Annotated in this window: 17 protein-coding genes; 15 read left to right on the forward strand and 2 right to left on the reverse strand. The window is 63.2% G+C overall.

Annotated features, from left to right (window positions below):
- Nucleotides 1-34 precede the first annotated feature (34 nt).
- From ACSSVH_RS00650 to ACSSVH_RS00715, 14 genes are all read left to right on the forward strand, one after another.
- Nucleotides 35-2,191, forward strand: coding sequence for a type I secretion system permease/ATPase (locus ACSSVH_RS00650; RefSeq protein WP_170042281.1), 2,157 nt, complete (start codon nucleotides 35-37; stop codon nucleotides 2,189-2,191).
- Nucleotides 2,181-3,542: an HlyD family type I secretion periplasmic adaptor subunit gene (locus ACSSVH_RS00655; protein WP_029298775.1), complete on the forward strand. Its 1,362-nt coding sequence runs from the start codon at nucleotides 2,181-2,183 to the stop codon at nucleotides 3,540-3,542. Before ACSSVH_RS00650 ends, ACSSVH_RS00655 begins: the two co-directional genes overlap by 11 nt.
- A gap of 234 nt (nucleotides 3,543-3,776) precedes the next feature.
- Nucleotides 3,777-4,661, forward strand: coding sequence for a TauD/TfdA dioxygenase family protein (locus ACSSVH_RS00660; RefSeq protein WP_432754846.1), 885 nt, complete (start codon nucleotides 3,777-3,779; stop codon nucleotides 4,659-4,661).
- A gap of 14 nt (nucleotides 4,662-4,675) precedes the next feature.
- On the forward strand, nucleotides 4,676-5,701 hold the full coding sequence (locus tag ACSSVH_RS00665; protein WP_169953999.1) for an ABC transporter substrate-binding protein: 1,026 nt from the start codon (nucleotides 4,676-4,678) through the stop codon (nucleotides 5,699-5,701).
- Between the two features lies 1 nt (nucleotide 5,702).
- Complete coding sequence (locus ACSSVH_RS00670) at nucleotides 5,703-6,554, forward strand: ABC transporter ATP-binding protein (protein WP_169953998.1); 852 nt, start codon at nucleotides 5,703-5,705, stop codon at nucleotides 6,552-6,554.
- A gap of 12 nt (nucleotides 6,555-6,566) precedes the next feature.
- The gene (locus ACSSVH_RS00675) at nucleotides 6,567-7,415 is read left to right on the forward strand and encodes an ABC transporter permease (RefSeq protein ID WP_057438937.1); all 849 of its coding nucleotides are present in this window, start codon (nucleotides 6,567-6,569) and stop codon (nucleotides 7,413-7,415) included.
- Nucleotides 7,416-7,514: 99 nt separating this feature from the next.
- A complete protein-coding gene (locus ACSSVH_RS00680) occupies nucleotides 7,515-8,141 on the forward strand; it encodes an energy transducer TonB (RefSeq protein ID WP_169953997.1) in 627 nt (208 codons plus the stop codon).
- 52 nt (nucleotides 8,142-8,193) lie between these two features.
- On the forward strand, nucleotides 8,194-9,114 hold the full coding sequence (locus ACSSVH_RS00685) for a LysR family transcriptional regulator (RefSeq protein ID WP_169953996.1): 921 nt from the start codon (nucleotides 8,194-8,196) through the stop codon (nucleotides 9,112-9,114).
- A gap of 209 nt (nucleotides 9,115-9,323) precedes the next feature.
- Entirely contained in the window at nucleotides 9,324-10,859 is a 1,536-nt protein-coding gene (locus ACSSVH_RS00690) for an MFS transporter (protein ID WP_492633941.1), read from the forward strand.
- A 25-nt stretch (nucleotides 10,860-10,884) separates the two neighbouring features.
- Complete coding sequence (locus tag ACSSVH_RS00695) at nucleotides 10,885-11,943, forward strand: HlyD family secretion protein (protein WP_169953994.1); 1,059 nt, start codon at nucleotides 10,885-10,887, stop codon at nucleotides 11,941-11,943.
- Nucleotides 11,940-13,385 carry an efflux transporter outer membrane subunit gene (locus tag ACSSVH_RS00700; RefSeq protein ID WP_172312398.1) on the forward strand — a complete coding sequence of 482 codons (1,446 nt, stop codon included), beginning with the start codon at nucleotides 11,940-11,942 and terminating at the stop codon, nucleotides 13,383-13,385. The genes ACSSVH_RS00695 and ACSSVH_RS00700 overlap by 4 nt, the downstream gene beginning before the upstream one ends.
- Before the next feature lie 73 nt (nucleotides 13,386-13,458).
- Nucleotides 13,459-13,968 carry a sigma-70 family RNA polymerase sigma factor gene (locus ACSSVH_RS00705; RefSeq protein WP_170042286.1) on the forward strand — a complete coding sequence of 170 codons (510 nt, stop codon included), beginning with the start codon at nucleotides 13,459-13,461 and terminating at the stop codon, nucleotides 13,966-13,968.
- Nucleotides 13,965-14,921 carry a FecR domain-containing protein gene (locus tag ACSSVH_RS00710; RefSeq protein ID WP_492633942.1) on the forward strand — a complete coding sequence of 319 codons (957 nt, stop codon included), beginning with the start codon at nucleotides 13,965-13,967 and terminating at the stop codon, nucleotides 14,919-14,921. The genes ACSSVH_RS00705 and ACSSVH_RS00710 overlap by 4 nt, the downstream gene beginning before the upstream one ends.
- A gap of 226 nt (nucleotides 14,922-15,147) precedes the next feature.
- The gene (locus tag ACSSVH_RS00715) at nucleotides 15,148-17,601 is read left to right on the forward strand and encodes a TonB-dependent siderophore receptor (RefSeq protein WP_492633943.1); all 2,454 of its coding nucleotides are present in this window, start codon (nucleotides 15,148-15,150) and stop codon (nucleotides 17,599-17,601) included.
- A 44-nt stretch (nucleotides 17,602-17,645) separates the two neighbouring features.
- On the opposite strand, the gene ACSSVH_RS00720 is transcribed toward ACSSVH_RS00715, so the two are convergent.
- Together ACSSVH_RS00720 and ACSSVH_RS00725 are read right to left on the reverse strand one after the other, a co-directional pair.
- Nucleotides 17,646-18,353 (reverse strand): DUF3142 domain-containing protein, encoded by a 708-nt coding sequence (locus tag ACSSVH_RS00720; protein WP_170058208.1) that lies wholly within the window; start codon nucleotides 18,351-18,353, stop codon nucleotides 17,646-17,648.
- 4 nt (nucleotides 18,354-18,357) lie between these two features.
- A complete protein-coding gene (locus ACSSVH_RS00725; RefSeq protein ID WP_492633944.1) occupies nucleotides 18,358-20,514 on the reverse strand; it encodes a PA5441 family protein in 2,157 nt (718 codons plus the stop codon).
- Between the two features lie 149 nt (nucleotides 20,515-20,663).
- Between ACSSVH_RS00725 and ACSSVH_RS00730 the strand changes: the two genes are divergently transcribed.
- Nucleotides 20,664-20,906, forward strand: a complete 243-nt coding sequence (locus ACSSVH_RS00730; protein WP_172312408.1) for a DUF2789 domain-containing protein — start codon at nucleotides 20,664-20,666, stop codon at nucleotides 20,904-20,906.
- Nucleotides 20,907-21,188 lie beyond the last annotated feature (282 nt).

Genomic DNA, 21,188 nt, shown 5'->3' on the forward strand with positions numbered 1-21,188 from the left:
CTTATAGTCCCATCTGTTAGTTGAGAGAGCCCGCGTGGAATCAGAAGTCAGTCGAGTCCATCTCAGTCATGATCCACGCACATTGCACGACGACCCGTTACTCGACGGGTTGTTGGCTCTCTGCGCCCTGCACCAGAAGCCCGCCAGTGCGGCGATGCTGACCACCGGTCTGCCATTGCCGGCACAGCAGCTGACTGCCGATTTGCTGGCCCGGGCCGCGGCCCGCGCCGGTTTGCAAGGGCGCCTGCTGCAACGCAAGCTCGATTCGATCCCCGCGATTGCCATGCCGGCGTTGTTGTTGCTCAAGGACGGTCGCAGCGCCGTGCTGCTCGGCTGGCAGGGTGAAGACGAAGCCCAGGTGCTGCTCAGCGAAAGCGATGGCGGTGAAACCATCGTCAAGCGTGAAGCCTTGGCCGATGACTACATCGGTAAAGTGTTCTTTGCCCAGCCCCAGCACAAATTCGATGTCAGCCACGGCACCCTGATCCCTCGGGCCCGCTCGTGGTTTCGCGATACCCTCAAGCGTTCGCGCTGGCTCTACGCCGATGCCATCGCCGCCAGTTTCCTGATCAACCTGATTGCCATGGCCGCGCCGCTGTTCGTGATGAATGTCTACGACCGCGTGGTGCCGAACCAGGCCACCGCCACCCTGTGGGTGCTGGCCACCGGTATTTTCATCGCCTACGTCTTCGACCTGGTCCTCAAGAGCCTGCGTAGCCTGTGCCTGGACCTGGCCGGCAAGAAAACCGACCTGATCATCTCGGCCACGCTGTTCGAGCGGATCGTCGGCATGTCAATGAAGTACCGCCCGGCGCGGGTCGGCAGTTTCGCCCAGAACATCCACGAGTTTCAGAGCCTGCGCGATTTTCTCGCGTCCCTGACCCTCACCAGCCTGATCGACCTGCCGTTCACCCTGCTGATCTTCATGGTGATCGCCATCCTCGGCGGGCATCTGGTGTGGATCCCCATGCTGGCCTTCCCGATTGCCCTGGGCATCGGCTACCTGCTGCAAAAGCCGTTGGTCGCCACCATGGAGCGCACCATGGCCCTGGCTTCCGAGCGCCAGTCGAGCCTGATCGAAACCCTGGCCGGGCTGGACGCGGTCAAGGTCAACAACGCCGAAAGCGAGCGCCAGTACCAGTGGGAACAGACCATTGGCACCCTCAGCCGCCTTGAGCTGCGGGTCAAAATGCTCTCCGGGCTGTCGATGAACATCACCCTGCTGATCCAGCAACTGGCGGGTGTGATCATGATTGTCTTCGGGGTCTACCAGATCATCGCCGGCAACCTCAGCATGGGCGGCCTGATTGCCTGCTACATGCTCAGTGGCCGCGCCCTCAGCCCCCTGGCGTCGCTGTCGGGCCTGATGACCCGCTACCAGCAGGCCAAAGTCACCATGGTCTCCACCGACCAGATGATGGAGCTGCCCCAGGAGCGCAACTTCGAAGAGCGCCCCCTGAGCCGCCGCACCCTGCAAGGCGCCATCGAGTGCCGGGGCCTGAACTTTACCTACCCCAACCAGCAGAACATGGCGCTCAAGAACATCAACCTGGTGATCAAGCCCGGCGAGAAAATCGGCATCATCGGGCGTAGCGGTTCGGGCAAGAGTTCCCTGGCCAAGCTGATCGTGGGGCTCTATCAGCCCGACTCTGGCGCCTTGCTGGTAGACGGCGTGGACATTCGCCAGATCGACGTCAGCGAACTGCGCCACAACGTCGGCTATGTGCCCCAGGACATCCAACTGCTGGCCGGTACCCTGCGCGACAACCTGGTCTCCGGCGCCCGCTACGTTGAAGACGAAGTGGTGCTGCAAGCCGCCGAACTGGCGGGCGTCCACGAATTTGCCCGCCTGCATCCGCAAGGCTACGAACTGCAAGTAGGCGAGCGGGGCCAGAACCTTTCTGGCGGCCAGCGACAAAACGTCGCCCTGGCGCGTGCCCTGTTGCTCAACCCGCCTATCCTGCTGCTGGACGAACCGACCAGCGCCATGGACAACACCGGTGAGGAACGCCTCAAACAGCGCCTGCAAGCCGTTGTGGCAAACAAGACCGTGGTGCTGGTGACACACCGGGCGTCGTTGCTGTCTTTGGTGGACCGTTTGCTGGTCATCGACCGTGGGCAGATCCTCGCGGATGGCCCGAAAGCCGTAGTGATGGAAGCGTTGAAGAAGGGGCAGATCAGTGTTGCGTAAATTCAAGGACGCGGTCCGTCGTTACTTCATTGGTTCCGATTCGCTGGACGGCCAGCCACTGCCAGAGGTCAAGAAGGCCCTGATCGAAGATGCCCCGCGCGTCGTGCGGCTGACCATCTGGGGGATCATCGGGTTTTTCCTGTGCATGCTGCTGTGGGCCGGCTTTGCCAAGGTCGACGAAGTCACGCGTGGCGATGGCAAGGCCATCCCATCCTCCAAGCTGCAGAAGATCCAGAACCTGGAAGGCGGCATTGTCGCCGAGCTGTACGTCAAGGAAGGGCAGATCGTCGAAGCCGGCGCGCCGCTGATTCGCCTGGACGACACACGTTTTGTCTCCAACGCCGGGGAAACCGAGGCCCAGCGCCTGTCCCTGCTGTTGCGCATCGAACGCTTGAACGCCCAGGTCGAAGACCGGCCGTTGAATATCCCTGAAGATGTGCGGGCTGCTGCGCCCACCCAGGCGATCAACGAGCAGTCGCTGTACGAAAGCCGGCGCCAGCAGTTCAAGGACGAAATCGGCGGCTTGCAGGAGCAACTGACCCAGCGCCAGCAGGAGATGCGCGAATACACCTCCAAGCAGGGCCAGTACCGTAACCAGCTGTCGTTGCAGCGCCAGGAAATCAACATGTCCGAACCCCTGGTCGCCCAGGGGGCGGTGTCGCCGGTGGAAGTGCTGCGTCTCAAGCGCGCAGAAATGGAAACCCGTGGCCAGCTGGACGCCACCACCCTGGCCATCCCCCGCGCCGATTCGGCGATCAAGGAAGTGCAGCGCAAGATCGACGAGACCCGCGGTAAATACCGCAGCGAAGCCCTGACCGAACTCAACGAAGCACGCACCGACTTGAACAAGGCCCAGGCCACCGGCAAAGCCCTCGAAGACCGGGTGAGCCGGACCCTGGTCACCTCGCCGGTGCGCGGGATCGTCAAGCAACTGCTGGTCAACACCATCGGCGGGGTGATCCAGCCGGGCAGCGACATGGTGGAAATCGTGCCGTTGGACGACACCCTGCTGGTGGAAGCCAAGATCCGCCCGCAAGACATTGCTTTCCTGCACCCGGGGCAAGAGGCCGTGGTCAAGTTCACCGCCTATGACTACACCATCTACGGCGGCCTCAAGGCCAAGCTGGAGCGCATCGGTGCCGATACCATCACCGACGAAGACAAGAAAACCACCTACTACATGATCACCTTGCGCACCGATCGCAGCCACCTGGGCACCGATGAGAAGCCGTTGATCATCATCCCCGGCATGGTCGCCTCGGTCGATATCATCACCGGCAAGAAAACCATCCTCAGCTACCTGCTCAAGCCCATCATCAAGGCCCGGGCGGAGTCGTTGCAGGAGCGTTGATCTTCAGTGTCTGGGCGGTCCCCTTCGCGAGCAAGCCCGCTCCCACATTCAACCGCATTCCTATGTTGGAAATCGGTCGAATGTGGGAGCGGGCTTGCCCGCGAAGGGGCCCTCAACCTCACCCCATCCCCCAGCCTCTACCGCAAAAAGGCCATATCGTTATTCTCTAACGGTATTTAAATTCCAGTTCTTATATCTATAAAGTCACTCTCCTGACTGCCAGGGAGTGATCTCATGTCCACCGCCACAGCCGCCTTGCCCACCGCCCAAACCTTCGACATCCGCCCATTCCCCGGCAGCGTAGGCGCCGAGATCATCGGCCTGGATCTGTCGCGTCCGGTCAACGACCAGGATTTCGCCCGCATCCACCGCGCGCACCTGGACCACCATGTGGTGGTGTTCCGCGACCAGCGCATCACCCCTGAGCAACAGATCGCCTTCAGCCGCCGTTTCGGCGTGTTGCAGATCCATGTGCTCAAACAGTTCCTGCTGGCCAACCACCCGGAAATCCTCATCGTCTCCAACATCATCGAAAACGGTCAATCCGTCGGCCTGGGCGACGCTGGCAAGTTCTGGCACTCGGACCTGTCGTACAAGGAACTGCCGAGCCTGGGTTCGATGCTCCACGCCCAGGAGTTGCCGTCCGAAGGCGGCGACACGCTGTTTGCCGACATGCACAAAGCCTGGGACCAACTGCCCGAGCATCTGCGCAAAGCCGTGCAGGGCCGCAGCGCCGCGCACTCCTACACCGCGCGCTACAGCGAAACCAAATTCGAAGGCAACTGGCGCCCGACCCTGACCCCCGAACAACTGGCCCAGGTCGCCGAGGTGGTGCACCCGGTGGTGCGCACCCACCCGGAAAACGGGCGCAAGGCACTGTTCGTCAGTGAAGGATTCACCACCCGTATCGTCGGCCTGCCCGAAGACGAAAGCCGCGACCTGCTGGCCCAGCTCTACGCCCACAGCGTCCACCCGCACAACATCTACCGCCATAGCTGGCAGCCCCACGACCTGGTGTTCTGGGATAACCGCTCGCTGATCCACCTGGCCGCCGGTTGCCCCAGCCACCTGCGCCGCAAGCTGTTTCGCACCACCATCCAGGGCGACGCCCCCTTCTGATTCGGAGCATGACCATGTCCAGCAAAACCCCCTTTGCACGATTGGCCGCGACCGTGGGCCTTGGCATCAGCCTGTTGGCCGGCAGTCTGGTTGCCCCGACTGTCGCCCAGGCCGAAGGCCAGATTCGCATTGCCGAGCAGTTCGGCATCGTTTACCTGCTGCTCAACGTGGTGCGCGACCAGAACCTGATCGAGAAATACGGCAAGCAGGAAGGTATCGACATCAAGGTCGACTGGACCCAGTTGTCCGGCGGCGCGGCGGTCAATGACGCGCTGCTTTCCGGCTCCATCGACATTGCTGGCGCCGGTGTCGGCCCGCTGCTGACCATCTGGGACCGCACCCACGGCAAGCAGAACGTCAAGGCCGTGGCCTCCCTGGGCAACTTCCCGTACTACCTGGTCAGCAACAATCCCAAGGTCAAGACCATTGCAGACTTCACCGAGAAAGACCGCATCGCCGTGCCGGCCGTGGGGGTTTCCGTGCAGTCGCGGTTCTTGCAATACGCTGCGGCCAAGCAATGGGGCGACAAGGAATTCAATCGCCTGGATAAATACACCATCGCCGTGCCGCACCCCGACGCCACGGCCGCGCTGATCGCCGGCGGCACCGAGCTGACCGGGCACTTCTCCAACCCGCCGTTCCAGGATCAGGCCCTGGCCAACCCGAACGTGCATGTGGTGCTCAACACCTATGACCTGCTGGGGCCGAACTCGCCGACCGTGTTGTTCGCCACCGAGAAGTTTCGCAACGACAACCCGAAAACCTACAAGGCCTTCATCGATGCCCTGACCGAGGCCGCGCAGTTCGCCCAGAACGACAAGGGCGCCGCCGCCGACACCTATATCCGGGTGACCAAGGCCAAGATCGACCGGGCCGAGTTGCTGAAAATCATCGACAACCCGCAATTTGAGTTCAGCGTCACGCCGAAAAACACCTACCCACTGGCTGAATTCCTCTACCGCGTGGGCGCGATCAAGAACAAACCCGAGTCGTGGAAGGATTACTTCTTCCAGGATGCCAAGCCGCTGCAAGGGAGCTGAGATGAACGCGCCTTTGCAAGGCCACACGGCCAGCAACCTGAGTCCCGCCCAAGCCTTGCTCGCGGTGGATCAAGTCAGCCTGGAATACCGCACCCCCGAACGGGTGGTGCGGGCCACTCACCAGGTCAGCTTCGAGATCGATCCGGCTGATCGCTTTGTACTGCTGGGGCCTTCGGGCTGCGGCAAATCCACGCTGCTCAAGGCGGTGGCCGGCTTTATCAAGCCCTGCGAAGGCGAGATCCGCCTGCTGGGGCAAAAGGTCGAGCAACCGGGCCCGGATCGCATCGTGGTGTTCCAGGAGTTCGACCAACTGCCGCCCTGGAAAACCGTCAAGCAGAACGTGATGTTCCCGTTGCTGGCGTCCCGGACCCTCAAGCGCCGCGAAGCTGAGGAGCGGGCGTTGTACTACCTCGACAAGGTCGGCCTGAGCGCCTTTGCCGACGCCTATCCGCACACCCTGTCCGGTGGCATGAAGGCGCGGGTGGCGATTGCCCGGGCGTTGGCCATGCAGCCGAAAATCCTGCTGATGGACGAGCCCTTCGCCGCCCTCGATGCCCTGACCCGGCGCAAGATGCAGGAGGAGTTGCTGCTGCTGTGGGAAGAGGTGCGCTTCACCCTGCTGTTTGTCACCCACTCCATCGAAGAAGCCCTGGTGGTGGGCAATCGCATCCTGTTGCTGTCGCCCCATCCAGGGCGGGTGCGCGCCGAAATCCACAGCCATCAATACGACCTGCACAGCCTCGGCGGTGTGGCGTTCCAGGCGTCAGCACGGCGTATTCATCGCCTGTTGTTCGATGAGTCGCCCGAGGCAGAAACCGAACTGGATTTCGCCGACATCCGCATCGCTTATTGAAGGACTGTGCCCATGCGCCAGGAATATGAAATCACCCTGCAACCGCTGCCCGGCGTGCCCGTGGAACGCGCCTTACCCCTGCGCCAACGCCTGTGGCAACAAGGCTGGCTGCGCAAGGGCCTGATCCTGATCGTGCTGGCGATCCTCTGGGAAGCGGCGGCGCGCTATCAGAACAACGACCTGCTGCTGCCCAGCTTCTTGCAGACCTTCCACGCCTTCTACGACGGCATTGCCAGCGGCGAGTTGCTGGGCAAGGTCAGCATCTCGCTGGTGGTGCTGCTCAAGGGCTACCTGATCGGCATCGTCCTGGCATTTGCCCTGACCACCCTGGCGGTCTCGACCCAGATGGGCCGCGACCTGCTGAGCACCCTGACCTCGATGTTCAACCCGCTGCCGGCGATTGCCCTGCTGCCCCTGGCGCTGTTGTGGTTTGGCCTGGGGCAGAACAGCCTGATTTTTGTGCTGGTGCACTCGGTGCTGTGGGCCTTGGCGCTCAACACCTACTCGGGGTTTATGGGGGTGTCGGAAACCCTGCGCATGGCCGGGCGCAACTACGGCCTCAAGGGCATGCGCTTTGTGCTGTTTATCCTGATCCCGGCGGCGCTGCCATCGATCCTCGCTGGCCTGAAGATCGGCTGGGCCTTTGCCTGGCGCACGCTGATCGCCGCCGAACTGGTGTTCGGCGCCACCAGCGGCAAGGGCGGCCTGGGCTGGTACATCTTCCAGAACCGCAACGAGTTGTACACCGACAAGGTATTCGCCGGGCTGGCGGTAGTGATCCTGATCGGCCTGCTCGTGGAAAACCTGGTGTTCGACACCCTCGAGCGCGTCACCGTGAAGCGCTGGGGCATGCAGCGCTAAATAGGAATTATTGCTCTTTGGCCGCTATGAGTCCGATAATGCCGCCCGAACCTGACGCCGCCCTGGCGTCAGGCCTGGCCGGTAAAAGGATTTACGAACATGCGGTTTCTTGTCTTGGCTGCAGCCTTACTCGCGTCGACAGCGGTTTTTGCCGGGTTTGAGCCTGAAGTGGTGTTCACGGTCAAGCCGGTGTACCCCAAGACCCTGACAACCACCCAGGGGCATGCGCGGATCAGCCTCAAGATCCACAACGACGGATCGGTCAGCGATGTAAAAGCGCTCAATGCCACCAAGCCCGCCTTTGGCGAAGCGGCTGTCGGTGCGGCCAAGCAATGGCGCTTCAAGCCGTGGACAGTGAGCGCCGAGCGGCCTGCGGTGGTCGAGGCGCGCAACGATATGCTGTTTTCGCCCGAGCCCATCAGCCGTGAAGGGGTGCAACTGAACTTTACCGAGGTGAAGTTTCAATCCTGCCGTGACTTGAGCGAGGAGGTCAGCCAGTTCCGCCGCGAGCATCCCACCCGCCCTTTGAGTGCCATGAAGAGCTTCGCCATCACCCGCGTTGCGGTGATGCTGCCGGCGTTCAGTGGCAAAACTACCTATGCCGACGGCCTGGTCCTGGCCGATCAGCTGGAAAACTTATTGCCGGAAATCGTCCGCCAGTGTCAGGCCAATCCCACCGCCACCTACGCCGATTACCTGCCGCATAGCCTGAAACAGTACCGATAAAGCCTGCTACGATTGCGTGCGCTGTACTCCACATTCATCACGAGTGCTTGGCATGCAATTACCGGACATGAACCTGCTGGTGGCCCTCGACGCCTTGCTCGACGAGGGCAGTGTGGTGGGCGCCGCACGGCGGATGAACCTCAGCCCGGCGGCCATGAGCCGCACCCTGACGCGCATCCGCGAGGCTGTCGGCGATCCGATCCTGGTGCGCGCCGGGCGCGGCCTGGTGCCCACGCCCAAGGCCCTGGAGTTGCAAGGCCAGGTGCGCAACGTGGTGGAGCAGGCGGCGTTGCTGTTCCGCTCGGCGGACGAGGTCGACCTGAGCACTTTGCGCCGGCGGTTCAGCGTGCGTGCCAATGACTTTTTTGTCGGCGTGTATGGCGGTCGTTTGTTCGATGCCATGGAACGGGTGGCGCCCCACTGCGAGCTGCGTTTTGTGCCGGAAGGCGACAGTGACGATGAAGCCTTGCGCGAAGGGCGCCTGGACCTGCGCGTCGGCAACACCATGCCGATCACCCCGGAAGTGAAGGTGCAGAACCTGTTCTCCACCACCTTCGTCGGCCTGGCCCGTGAAGGCCACCCGCTGTTCGACGAAGAAATCACTGCGGCGCGCTTTGCCAGCTACTCCCATATCAGCATCTCCCGGCGCGGTATCGCCCGTGGGCCGATCGACACTGCCCTCAGTGCCCAGGGCCTGGAGCGCCGGGTGGCGATGATCGCGCCGGGGTTTCACGGTGCGATGTTCATGCTGCCCGACTCCGACCTGATCCTGCCGGTGCCCAAGGAAGCGCTGTACAGCGCCAATCGCCTGAAACTGCCACTGCGCGCATTCACCCTGCCGATTTCCCTGCCGACCCTGGTCCTGACCCAGGCCTGGCACCCGCGCTTCGACAAAGACCCGGCGCACCGATGGCTGCGCGAAACCATGCGCGAAAGCTGCGCGGCGACCTGGCGCGAAGCCCAGCCGGTCTGATGACCCCGATCAAATGTAGGAGCTGGCTTGCCTGCGATAGCGGTGTGTCAGCTAACGCATCTGTAACTGATACACCGCTATCGCAGGCAAGCCAGCTCCTACGTTCAATCATTGCGTCTGATGCAGTTATAACCTTCCCACAAGTCAGTTTTCGTCATGTCTAAGCCTTATTAAACTGCTCGGGTATTCTATTGCCGAGTTGTACCTTCATGACTTCCCTCGCTGCCCCCGCGCCCTTGGCCGCCGCCAAACCCGCCGCCGTCAGCCCCCCTGTGTTCGGCCCACGGATCATCATCGGCCTGGTTGGCGTGCTGCTGGCGGTACTGGTCTCGGGCCTGAACGAAATGGTGACCAAGGTCGCCCTCGCCGATATCCGCGGTGCGCTGTACATCGGGTTTGACGAAGGTACCTGGCTGGTTGCTGCCTACACCGCCACTTCCGTCTCGGCCATGGCCTTTGCGCCGTGGTGTTCGGTGACGTTTTCGCTGCGCCGCTTCACCCTGTGGGCCATCGGCCTGTTTACCCTGCTGGGGGTGCTTTGCCCGCTGGCGCCGAATTATGAAAGCCTGCTGGTACTGCGCACCCTGCAAGGCCTGGCCGGTGGAGCCTTGCCGCCGATGCTGATGACCGTGGCCCTGCGTTTCTTGCCGGCCCACGTCAAGCTCTACGGCCTGGCCGGCTATGCCCTGACCGCCACTTTCGGCCCCAGCCTCGGCACACCGTTGGCGGCACTCTGGACCGAATACGTCGGCTGGCAGTGGGCGTTCTGGCAGATCGTCGCACCGTGCCTGCTGGCCATGGCCGCCGTGGCCTACGGCTTGCCCCAGGACCCGCTGCGCCTGGAGCGCCTCAAGCAGTTCAACTGGCGCGGCCTGCTGCTGGGCTTCCCGGCGATCTGCATGCTGGTGATCGGCATCTTGCAGGGCAATCGCCTGGACTGGTTCGAGTCGCCGCTGATCACCACGCTGCTGATTGGCGGGGTGCTGTTGCTGGTGCTGTTCATGCTCAATGAATGGTCACACCCGATGCCGTTCTTCAAGTTGCAGATGCTCGGCCTGCGCAACCTGGCCTTCGCCCTGATCGTGTTGGCCGGGGTGCTGGTGGTGTTGCAGGCGGTGATCATCCTGCCGTCCAGCTACCTGGCGCAGGTGCAGGGTTACCGGCCGCTGCAAACCGCGCCGGTGATGCTGATCATGGCGCTGCCGCAGTTGCTCGCGCTGCCCCTGGTGGCCGCCCTGTGCAACTTGCGCTGGGTGGATTGCCGCTGGGTGCTGGGGATTGGCCTGGGCATGCTGACCTTGTCCTGCCTTGGCGGCGCGCAACTGACCTCGGCGTGGATCCGGGATGAGTTCTACGTGCTGCAACTGCTGCAAATCTTCGGGCAGCCGATGGCGGTGTTGCCGCTGTTGATGCTGTCCACCGGCAGTATCGTGCCCACCGACGGGCCGTTTGCCTCGGCCTGGTTCAACACGGTCAAGGGCCTGGCGGCGGTGGTCGCCACCGGGGTGATCGAGGTGCTGACCACCCACCGCCTGCATTTCCACTCGACCATGCTGGTGGACGCCCTGGGTAACTCACCCCTGGCTGACAGCGATGCCACGGGCCTTGCCCACCGCCTGCACCAGCAGGCCGTGGTGCTGACTTCTGCGGATCTTTATTACGTCATGGCCGGTGTCGCGGTGGCGTTGATCCTCCTGATTTTCTGGATGCCGACGCGGATTTTCCCACCGCGCGCACCCGCTTGATTGTTGACTGAAACAAAGGATTTTTATGAAACGCAAAGACCAGATTGCCGTGACTGTTATCAGCGTATTCGCCGTGGGCGCGCTGGTGTACCTGCTGGCGCCGGGTGTGTTTGGCAGCAAGCGCCAGACCACCAACGACGCCTTCGTCGCCGCCGACTACACCTTGGTGGCACCACGGGTCGCCGGGTTTATCAAAGAGGTGTTGGTGGAAGACAACCAGCAGGTCAAGGCCGGGCAGTTGCTGGCGCTGATCGATGACCGCGACTTGCGCGCCGCCGCCCAGGCCGCCGATGCCGAAACCCTGATGGCCCAGGCCCAGCTGAAAAACGCAGTGGCCACCCTTGAGCGGCAAAGCTCGGTGATCGCCCAGGCCCAGGCCACGGTGGCCGCCGACCGCGCCGAAGTGGCCTTTGCCGAGCACGAATTGAACCGCTACAACCACCTTGCCGGAGTTGGCGCAGGTACCGTGCAGAACGCCCAGCAAGCCAGGACCCGTATCGACCAGGCCACCGCGCGCCTGGCCAACGCTACGGCGGTATTGGCCGCCGAACGCAAGCAGGTGGAAATCCTCAGCGCCCAGCGCGATGCCGCCGAAGGTGGCTTGAAGCGTGCCCAGGCCGCGCTGGAAATGGCCAGCTATCAACTGTCGTACACGCGCATTGTCGCGCCGGTGGATGGCATGGTCGGCGAGCGGGCGGTGCGGGTCGGTGCCTTTGTCACCCCGGGTAGCAAGATCCTCGCCGTGGTGCCGTTGGCCGACGCGTATGTGGTGGCCAATTTCCAGGAAAACCAACTGTCCCACATGCACGCCGGCCAGGCGGTTGAAGTGCGGGTCGACAGCCTTGACGGTGAAGTCCTCAACGGCCACCTGGAAAGCCTGGCACCGGCCACGGGCGTGACCTTCGCTTCGGTCAAGCCCGACAACGCCACCGGCAATTTCACCAAGGTGGTGCAGCGCATCCCGGTGAAAATCATCCTGGAGCCGGGCCAGGCGCAGGTTCATCGCCTGCGGGTCGGGATGTCGGTGGAGGCCAGCGTCAACACACAGCCCAGTGCGCAGCAACGTGAGGTGGCGCAGCAATGAGAAAACTCGCGCTGCTTACTCTCAGCCTGATCAGCCTGGGCGCTTGCACCGTCGGCCCGGATTTTAAGCGCCCCGACGCGCAGCCAGCGGCGCACTGGACCGAGCCCCAGGGGCGCCAGGCCGCCAGCCGTGCGGTCAGCGACCCATTGGAAGAGCAGTGGTGGGACGTGTTCCACGACCCGCAACTGTCGGCCCTGGTGCGCCGGGCACTGAGTGACAACCTCGACCTGAAACTGGCCAGCAGCCGCCTGCAACAGAGCCGCGCGGTGCGCCAGGTGACGACTGCCGAGCGCTACCCGCAGGTCAGCGCCGACGGCAACTATGGCCGCAAACGCAATAGCGCCAACGGCCTGAGCGATCCCTCCGGCAATAACGGCCGTTCGGCCTTCAACCTGTGGGACGCGGGCTTTGCGGCCTCCTGGGAACTGGACTTCTGGGGCCGGGTACGGCGCGAAACCGAAGCCGCCGACGCCACCCTGCAAGTGGCCGAAAACGACCGCCGCAGTGTGCTGCTGTCGGTCTTGGCCGAGACTGCCCAGGACTACATCCAGCTACGCGGCGTGCAAAGTACCCGTGCGGTCACCGAGCAAAACCTCGACGTCGCACGGCGCAGCCTGAAGCTCTCGCAACTGCGCTTGGCCGATGGCGTGGCCACCCACCTGGATGTCGCTGAAGCTGCGGCGCAAGTGGCCGCCATCGAAGCGCGCCTGCCGGATTTGCAGCAGCGCCAGGACCAGTTGATCAACGCCCTGAGCCTGCTGATGGGCCAGGCCCCGCAAGCCTTGCATGCGCAACTGTCGCCGGACGCGGCGGTGCCCCAGACCCAGCGCCAGGTTGCGATTGGCCTGCCGTCGCAACTGGCACAGCGCCGCCCGGATATCCGCCAGGCCGAGGCGCGCCTGCATGCGGCGACCGCGAGCATCGGCGTGGCCAAGGGCGACTTCTACCCACGGATCACCCTGTCGGGCAGCCTCGGTTCCCAGGCCATGCAATTGTCGGATCTGGGCTCCTGGGGCTCACGCACCTTTGCTTTCGGCCCATCGCTGAGCCTGCCGCTGTTCAACGGCGGCCGCCTGCAAGGCATGCTCGATCTGCGCGAAGCCCAGCAGCAGGAAGCGGCCCTGGCGTACCAGCAGACCGTGTTGCGCGCCTGGCATGAAATCGACGACCAGTTGACCCGCTACAACGCCAGCCAATTGCGCCGCGACAGCCTCGCCGAAGCCGTGCGCCAGAACCAGATTGCCCTGGACACCGCCCAGCACCAGTACGTCGAAGGGGTGGTGGATTTCGTCAACGTGCTCACGGTGCAGAGCGCCTTGCTGGCGACCCAGGAGCAATGGGTGGAAAGTTCCACCGGCGTGTCCCTGGCCATGGTCGGCTTGTACAAGGCATTGGGCGGGGGCTGGGAGTCGGTGTATCCGTTGCAGACCGCCGGGCGGTAACTGATAAAGTTTTTTGCCAGTCGCGATACAAGCTGTAATGATAATTGCTCTCAATAGTGTATCCGGGCGATTCATGGACACCGCGACTGACGGCCAGCAACAGCTTCATCTCCTGTACCGCGACCATCATGGCTGGCTGCAAGGCTGGCTGCGCAAGCGCCTGGGCGACCGTGAGCACGCCGCCGACGTGGCGCAGGACACCTTCCTGCGCCTGCTGGTGTCGGGGCGTTTTCCCGGGGCCAAGGAGAGCCGCAGCTACCTGACGCAGATCGCCCGCAACCTGGTGATCGATCAATGGCGGCGCCTGCGCATCGAGCGCGCCTATCTGCAAAGCATTGCCCACCTGCCGGAGCCCGAGTCGCCGTCCCTGGAAACCCGCGCATTGATCCTCGAAACCCTGATGCAGATCGATGCCATGCTCGACCGCATGCCCGAGAACGTGCGCCGGGCGTTCCTGTTATCGCAGTTCGAAGGCCTGACGTACGCGCAGATCGCCGAGCGCCTGGGGGTAACGATCAGCTCGGTGCAGAAGTACATGACCCGCGCGATCATCGCCTGCTACCAGGTGGCTTACGAAGAATGAGAGCCCGCCATGACGCGCCGATTGCCCAGGCCGTGGTCGAACAGGCCAGCGAATGGTTGATGCTGCAATGGGGTGGCGAATTCGACGGGGCCCAGCGCCAGGCCTTTGCCCATTGGCAGGCCGCTGACTCGGAGCATCGTCGCGCCTGGCAGCGGTTGCAGCAGTTGCAGCAGACCTTGGGCGGCGTACCCGCAGACAGCGCCCGCGCGGTGTTGCGCGACGCGCCGGACCCACAGCGTCGGGCTGCGTTGAAACTGCTCGGGCTGTTGCTGGTAGCCGGTGGCAGCGGCTACCTGGTGCAGGGTAGCCAGCCGTGGCGGGCGGCGTTTGCCGAGCACCGCACCGCCACCGGCGAAATTCGCCACCTGACCTTGAGCGACGGCACCCACTTGGACCTCAACAGCGACAGCGCCATCGACCTGCGCTTCAGTGCCACTGAGCGGCGTATCCGCCTGATTCGTGGCGAGATCCTGCTGACCAGCGGCCACGACCCGTCCCGCCCGCTGATCGTCGAAACCGCTGCGGGCGATATCCAGGCCCTGGGCACCCGCTTTGCCGTGCGCGAACTGGACGACGGCAGCCGCGTCGACCTGTATGAAGGGCGCCTGCAGGTCCGCCCGGTACAGGGTGTGCCGGTGCTGATGAACGCGGGTGACAGCCTGTGGTTCAGTGCAGCGCAGACCTCGGCAGTGACTGCGCTGGATGCCAACGCCAGCAGTTGGGCCCAGCACCGCCTGATTGCCGAGCGCCAGCCGCTGGGGCGTTTTGTGGCTGAACTGAGCCGTTATCGGCCGGGGGTGTTGCGCTGTGACGAGGCCGTGTCCGGGCTGTTGCTGACCGGGGTGTTTCCACTCAATGACACCGATGCGATCCTCACCGCCCTTGAGCGCTCATTGCCGGTACGGGTGCATGCGGTGACGCGCTATTGGGTCACCCTAAAAGCCAGGGTTTGACTCGATCAACGGTGGGAGCGGGCTTGCCTGCGATAGCGGTGTATCAGTGACAGATGGGCTAACCGACCCACCTCTATCGCAGGCAAGCCAGCTCCCACATTGATGGTGTTTTGGTGTGGAAAGTCAGTGGCCGCATTTTTTTTGATTTTCTTTTGTCGGTTTTTCAATCCCGTCCGGGATACCTCTTGAAAGCCAATCAAGAAGCGTTCTCACGGGGAGTCCTGCAATGCCGCACCACCCAATCCAACCCCTGGCCCGCGCCCTGCGCCGTGGCCTATTTGTCAGTGTGCTGGCGACTGTGCCGCTCGTCCCGACCCTGGTCCAGGCCCAGGAGAGCGCTGGCGAAGCCTTGCGCCAATACAACATCCCTGCCGGCAGCCTGGACCAGGCGTTGAACCGTTTCGCCAGCGCTTCGGGGATTTTGCTCTCGGTGGATGCATCACTGACTGCCGGCAAACGCAGTCCTGGCTTGCAGGGCCGCTATGCCACCGGGCCGGGCTTGGAGCGCTTGTTGGCCGGCAGCGGCCTCGTGGCGCTGCAGTCGGGCGGCGGCTGGTCGGTGCAGGCGCTGTCGGGGGACGGTTCGGTGCAGTTGGGCGCAACCCAGATCAGCGCCCAGCAGGCCCAGGAAAACGCCTGGGGCCCGGTCGACGGCATCGTCGCCACCCGCAGTGCCACGGGCAGCAAGACCGATGCGGCGCTGGTGGAAATCCCCCAGACCATCAACGTGATCACCGCTGCCGAAATCAAGGCGCGCGGCGCGCAAAGCGTGACCCAGGCGCTGCTGTACACCCCCGGCATGAGCGCCGGGGGGTTCTCCGACCGGGTCAAGCTGTTCGACGAGCCGACATCCCGTGGCTTCTCGCCCACCCCCTTGTACCTCGACGGCCTGCACCTGCCTTACGGCGGCGGCAGTACCGGCGGTGCGTTGCAGATCGAGCCCTATTCCCTGGAGCGCATCGAAGTGCTCAAGGGTCCGGCATCGGTGCTGTACGGGCACAACCAGCCTGGCGGCATCGTCAATATGGTCAGCAAGCGCCCCAGCGAGACCCCGGTGCGCCAGGTGGTGCTCGAAGCCGGCACCTACGAACACAAAAGCGCGGCCATTGACCTTAGCGGCCCGCTGGATGATCAAGGGCAATTCTTCTATCGCCTCACCGGGCGCCTCAAGGACGAGCAGGGCGAGATCGACTACTTCGAAAACCGCCGCCAATTCATTGCGCCGAGCCTGATCTGGCGGCCCAATGACGACACCAGCCTGACCCTGTTCGCCCAGTACCAGAAAGACAAGGGCGTGCCCGAGGCCCAGGGCCTGCCGGCGTCCGGCACGATCTGGCGCAACCCCAACGGCAAGATCGACCGCGATGTGTTTATCGGCGAGCCGGGCGTCAACAAGTACAACCGCGAACAATTCGCCTTCGGCTACGAGTTGGCCCATCGGCTGAACGACACCTGGACCCTCAAGCAAAACGCGCGCTATGCCGAAGTGGACGACCGCTATAGGGCGCCGTTGCACGGCTACCGTTTTGTCGCCAACCCGGCCACTGGCGCGATGGATCAACGCTACCTGCAACGTTTCGGCGTGGACTGGAGGCAGAACAACAAAGTGATTGGCGTGGATAACATCGCCCAGGCCGAATTCACCACTGGCGAGTTCTCCCACACCCTGATCGTGGGCCTGGATTACTACCACTCCAACTCCAGGTTCCTCGGCCTTTATGACCGCAACCCGCCGATCATCGATCTGTTCAACCCGGTGTATGGCCAGCCGCTGAACTTCGGCCAGCCCTATCGCTGGGACAACACCATCACCCAGACCGGCCTGTATGTGCAGGACCAGATCAAGTGGGACAAATGGGCACTGGTGCTGGGTGGGCGCTATGACTGGGCCAATGTGGTCAACAAGGCGCCGCTGAGCGACGACCGCACCAGCAGCAAGGACCAGGCCTTCACCGGCCGCGCGGGCCTGGTGTACCTGTTCGATAACGGCCTGGCGCCGTTTATCAGCTACTCGGAGTCCTTCCTGCCGCTGTCCGGCACCGATGCCAACCAGAAACCCTTCGACCCGTCCACCGGCAACCAGTACGAAGTCGGCGTGAAGTACCAGCCCCCGGGCCAGGAAAGTTTTGTGCAGGTCTCGGTCTATCAACTGGACCAGGAAAACATCCTGACGGCCAATCCGCCGAGCAACGTCAGCAGCCAGAGCGGCGCCATGCGCTCGCGCGGCGTCGAGTTCGAAGCCAAGGCCGTGTTGAACGATTCCTGGGATGTGGTCGCTTCGGCGGCGCGCAACGACATCAAGTACACCAAGGACAACGAAGGTCGCGAAGGCCGCCACCCGGCCGGTATCTCACCCCTGACGGCGGCGCTGTGGGTCAACTACACCGTGATCGGCGACACCCCCCTGGCCGGCCTCGGCGCAGGCCTGGGCGCCCGCTACTCGCGCAGCAGCATGGGTGACTACTTTGCCGGCGCGTTCACCGTGCCGTCCTACACCGTCTACGATGCCAGCCTGAGCTACGACCTGGGCGCCTCGCCCCTGAAACTCAAAGGCGTGAAGCTGGCGATGAACGTGCAGAACCTTGCCAACAAGACCTACGTATCGCAGTGCACCAGCGACCTGGATTGCTACTACGGCGAAGGGCGTACGGTGGTGTCGAGCCTGACTTACGACTGGTAAGACGCTATCCCCTGTAGGAGCCGGCAAGCCGGCTCCTACAGGGATCAACCTGGATTCTGCAAAAACACCACATACCCCCGAAACCACTCGCTCCCCTGCAAATACCCCGGCTCCTGCCATTCCCCGCCCTGGATCAAGCCGATCTTGAACGGCATTCCCAGTCGGTTCATCCGGGGCAGGTACGCCGCGTAATCGGGGATGCTGTGGCGGCCCTGATAGGTCTGCACCACCACTTCATCCACTACGCCCTTAAGCTGGGCGATGGCGGCCGGGTCGGCGTTGCTGCTCCAGTCCATCAGGCCGGTGATGCTCAGGCGCAACTCCTTCGGCAAGCGCTGGCGCAGGTCTTTGAGGAAGGTGGCGTATTCGTGCAGGTATTGGGTGCGGGCGTCGAAGTCGATCTGGATCCCGACCACCGGGTTGCCCGCTGCGCGCCAGCGTTGCACCTGCCCGAGCATTTTTGTGTAGACCGGCTCTGGCCAGCGCAAGGTATGGGCGCGGTAGACGATCCACACTTCGCCCTGACGGAGGCGCGGCACGCTCATGCCCTGGGCGATGAACTGCACGCCGCGTTCGGGCTGGCGGCGGGTCGAGTTGATCTGGCCCTGGAGGATGTACAGGGTCTTGGCCTGCTTGAGCACCGGCTGTGGCGCGACGCCGCTCCACAGCCAGAAGGCTTCATAGTCACGGGCGTCGACTGCGCCGAAGGCCGGGCTCGCCAGGAGCAGCAGCGCCAGCCACAAGCCTTTCACCGGCTTACCAGTAGTACTGCAGCGATTTGCCCCACTGGGTGTCGGCAAACCCGGTTTTCAACTGGCGGAACCAGCCCTTGCGCACGGCCTTGTCCACATCTTCGCCACCGCAGCTGTTATAGCCCGAAGGCGCATAGCAGTTGATCGCCCGGAACAGTGCATAGGCCTTGTCGTCACGGGGCGCCTTGGGGTTGGCGATCACTTGTTGGTAGCCCTCGAGCCGCGAGAAGGTTTCCCCGGTGAAGCCCGATGCAGTGCTGCCCAGGCTGCCGGCCGAGCGGGCCTGTTCCAGGGGCATGCCGTCCAGGCCGTTGCGCAGGATGAACTCACCCAGGCAGTTGAGGCCGTGTGGGTTTTTCGGGTCGTCCTGCAAGGTGCTGGCGGTTTGCGCGATGGTCGGGCAGGTGTAGCCGGAGGCGGCCTTGTCGCCGCTCCAGCGGAACAGGGTCAGTGCCTGGCCACCGTCGTACACATAGCCCAGGCTGGTGCCGAGCTTGTCTGCGGCAGGGGCGGCCGGCAGTTGCTGCAAGTCTTGGGCAAAGGTCGCGAACTGGCCCCGCAGCAGGTCTTTGTAGAGCAACACGAATTGCGCGGTACTGCGCTCCAGCGGGTCGCTGGCCTGGCTGATCTGCTGGCGCAGCAACTCGGGCCCGGCCACGCTGCGCAACAGGATATAGCGCACTTGCTGGGTCTGGATCGGCGAGTCGGCAGCGAACACCTTGGCCAATTGGCCGCTGCGTTCGTAGTTCATCGCCAGGGCCAGCTCCACTTGATCGCGCTGCAAGGGCTGCTTGGCCAGTGGCAGCAGTTGCAGCCACAGTGCCTCGGCGCCTTTCCAGTCCTGCTTGGCTTGCAGGGCCAGGCCGCGCAGGGTTTGCTGGCTGAATGCCAGGTAATCCAGGCTCGCTGGCAGCTCCTGTGGCAGATGCTTCAACGCCTGGTCTGGCTGGTGCTCGACATACAGGGCGAACGCCGCCTGCAAGTAGTCGTACAGCGCAGGCTCGTTGGCAAACGCGGCCTTTTGTCCGTCGAGGGTGGCGCGGGTCAGCTTGGGCGGGTTGTTGGCGCGCATCCACATCAGGTCGTTGATCGCCAGCAACAAGGGGTTGCGGATGGTCTCGGCGTAGCTGGTCAGCAGCTTGTTGTCGGTTTCTTCCACCAGCTCATCGATGGAGCCATTGCGCTCGGCATCGCTGGCCGCGGTCAGTTGCCAGGCGTAGTCGTCGGCCAGTTTGGTCGCATCGCCCGCCAGCCAATGCACCCGGCGCAGCAGGCCACGAGCGGAAGGGGCGTATTCACCCTGTGGATAAGTGTTCAGGTAGCTGAGGAAACTGTGCTCGGCTTCGTCCAGCGCAGACTTATCCACAGCCTGGCGCTGGGGCAAGCCGTACTCGTCAAACGCATTTTCCTGGGCATGGTTGAGGGACGCGCGGGCGATCATGTACACCGCCGTTTCCTTCAGCCACGGCAACGTGGTCAGGGTGACTGCGGCAAATCCACGCTCGGCATACACAAAGCGCCCGCTGTAAAAGTCGGAGGCGGCGAGCAGGTAGGTGGTCAGTTCGCGACCCTGGGTGGAAGTGATCAACTGCGGCTCCAGCAGCACCTCGCCCTGCCAGTCGCAGGTGCCGAGCAGTTTCAGGCGGGCATTGGCCAGCAGCACACGCTCATTCGCCGGCACATCGGCGTTGGTCACTTGGCGCACAAAGTCGGTGGCGCTCTGCACATTGTTACTGCGGCAACGGCTGCCTTCGCCCCACAAAAACTGGTCGCCCGCCGCCGCCGTGGCCTCGTGCTGGATGCCCAGCGCGGCCAACAACTGCGCAAGCTCCGTGCCTTGTTCTGCGGGCGTCTGCCCCTCGGGCGGGCGGGGCACCAGGCGATACACCGGGAACGGCACCGGGCCGAAGCCCTGGGCCAGGTCATCTTCACCCAGCGGATTGGGGGTCAGGGGCGCGTTCTTTTTTGCCGCGAGCAACAGGCGCAGGTTGGTCCGGCTGTCGTTGCCAGGGCTCAGGAACGGCATGTTGCTGCAAGCGGTCAGCGAATCCTGGGACACGCGCCAGTCGGGGTAGCACGAGTCGTCGCCACTGGCCTGGGCCTGCAGGGATACGCCGGCACACAGTGCCAGGGTCAGGGATGACAGAAGACCGATGCGCATGAATTGTCCTTATTCCGGGAGTCCGTGGATGCCGCTGGGCGGAAGGTGAAGATGATAACGTGAACATTGCAAAATGTTGCACGTATGGCCGCCAATCTGTGGGTTTTATCGGTCTAGACTGTGGGCAATTACCTCGTCTTGGAGTTGTCATGGAATCGCCTGTTCACAGCCTGCCGTCGTTGTTCAAACAGCTCGGCCTGGCCGATGACGCCATCAGCATTGAGCGTTTTGTCGCCGTGCATTCACCACTCAAGCCGGAGTTGAAACTCGAAGATGCGTTTTTTTGGACGCCGAGCCAGAAGGCGTTTTTGCGCGAAGAAATCCTGGAGGACGCGGATTGGGCGGAAGTGGTGGATGAGTTGAATGTGCTGCTGCGCAGCGGTCGTGCGTAAGCGAACGCACTGTGCGAGACAACGGCAATCGAATGTGGGAGCTGTCGAGCCCCAGCGAGGCTGCGATAGCGGTGGGTGAGCCACCATCCATGCACGCAGTGCCACTGCCATCGCAGCCTCGCCAAGGTTCGACAGCTCCCACAGGGTGACGCGGTATGTGGGTGTCCCACCGCCTATCTGTGAATTTGTATCAAAACTTGACGAGATTCCATTCCTTGATCATATTGATAGTTAGCAAACTAACTGTATGCGAATGATCTTGTGCCCCAAACCCTCGAAACC

This window comes from Pseudomonas sp. HC1(2025) (assembly GCF_058742075.1).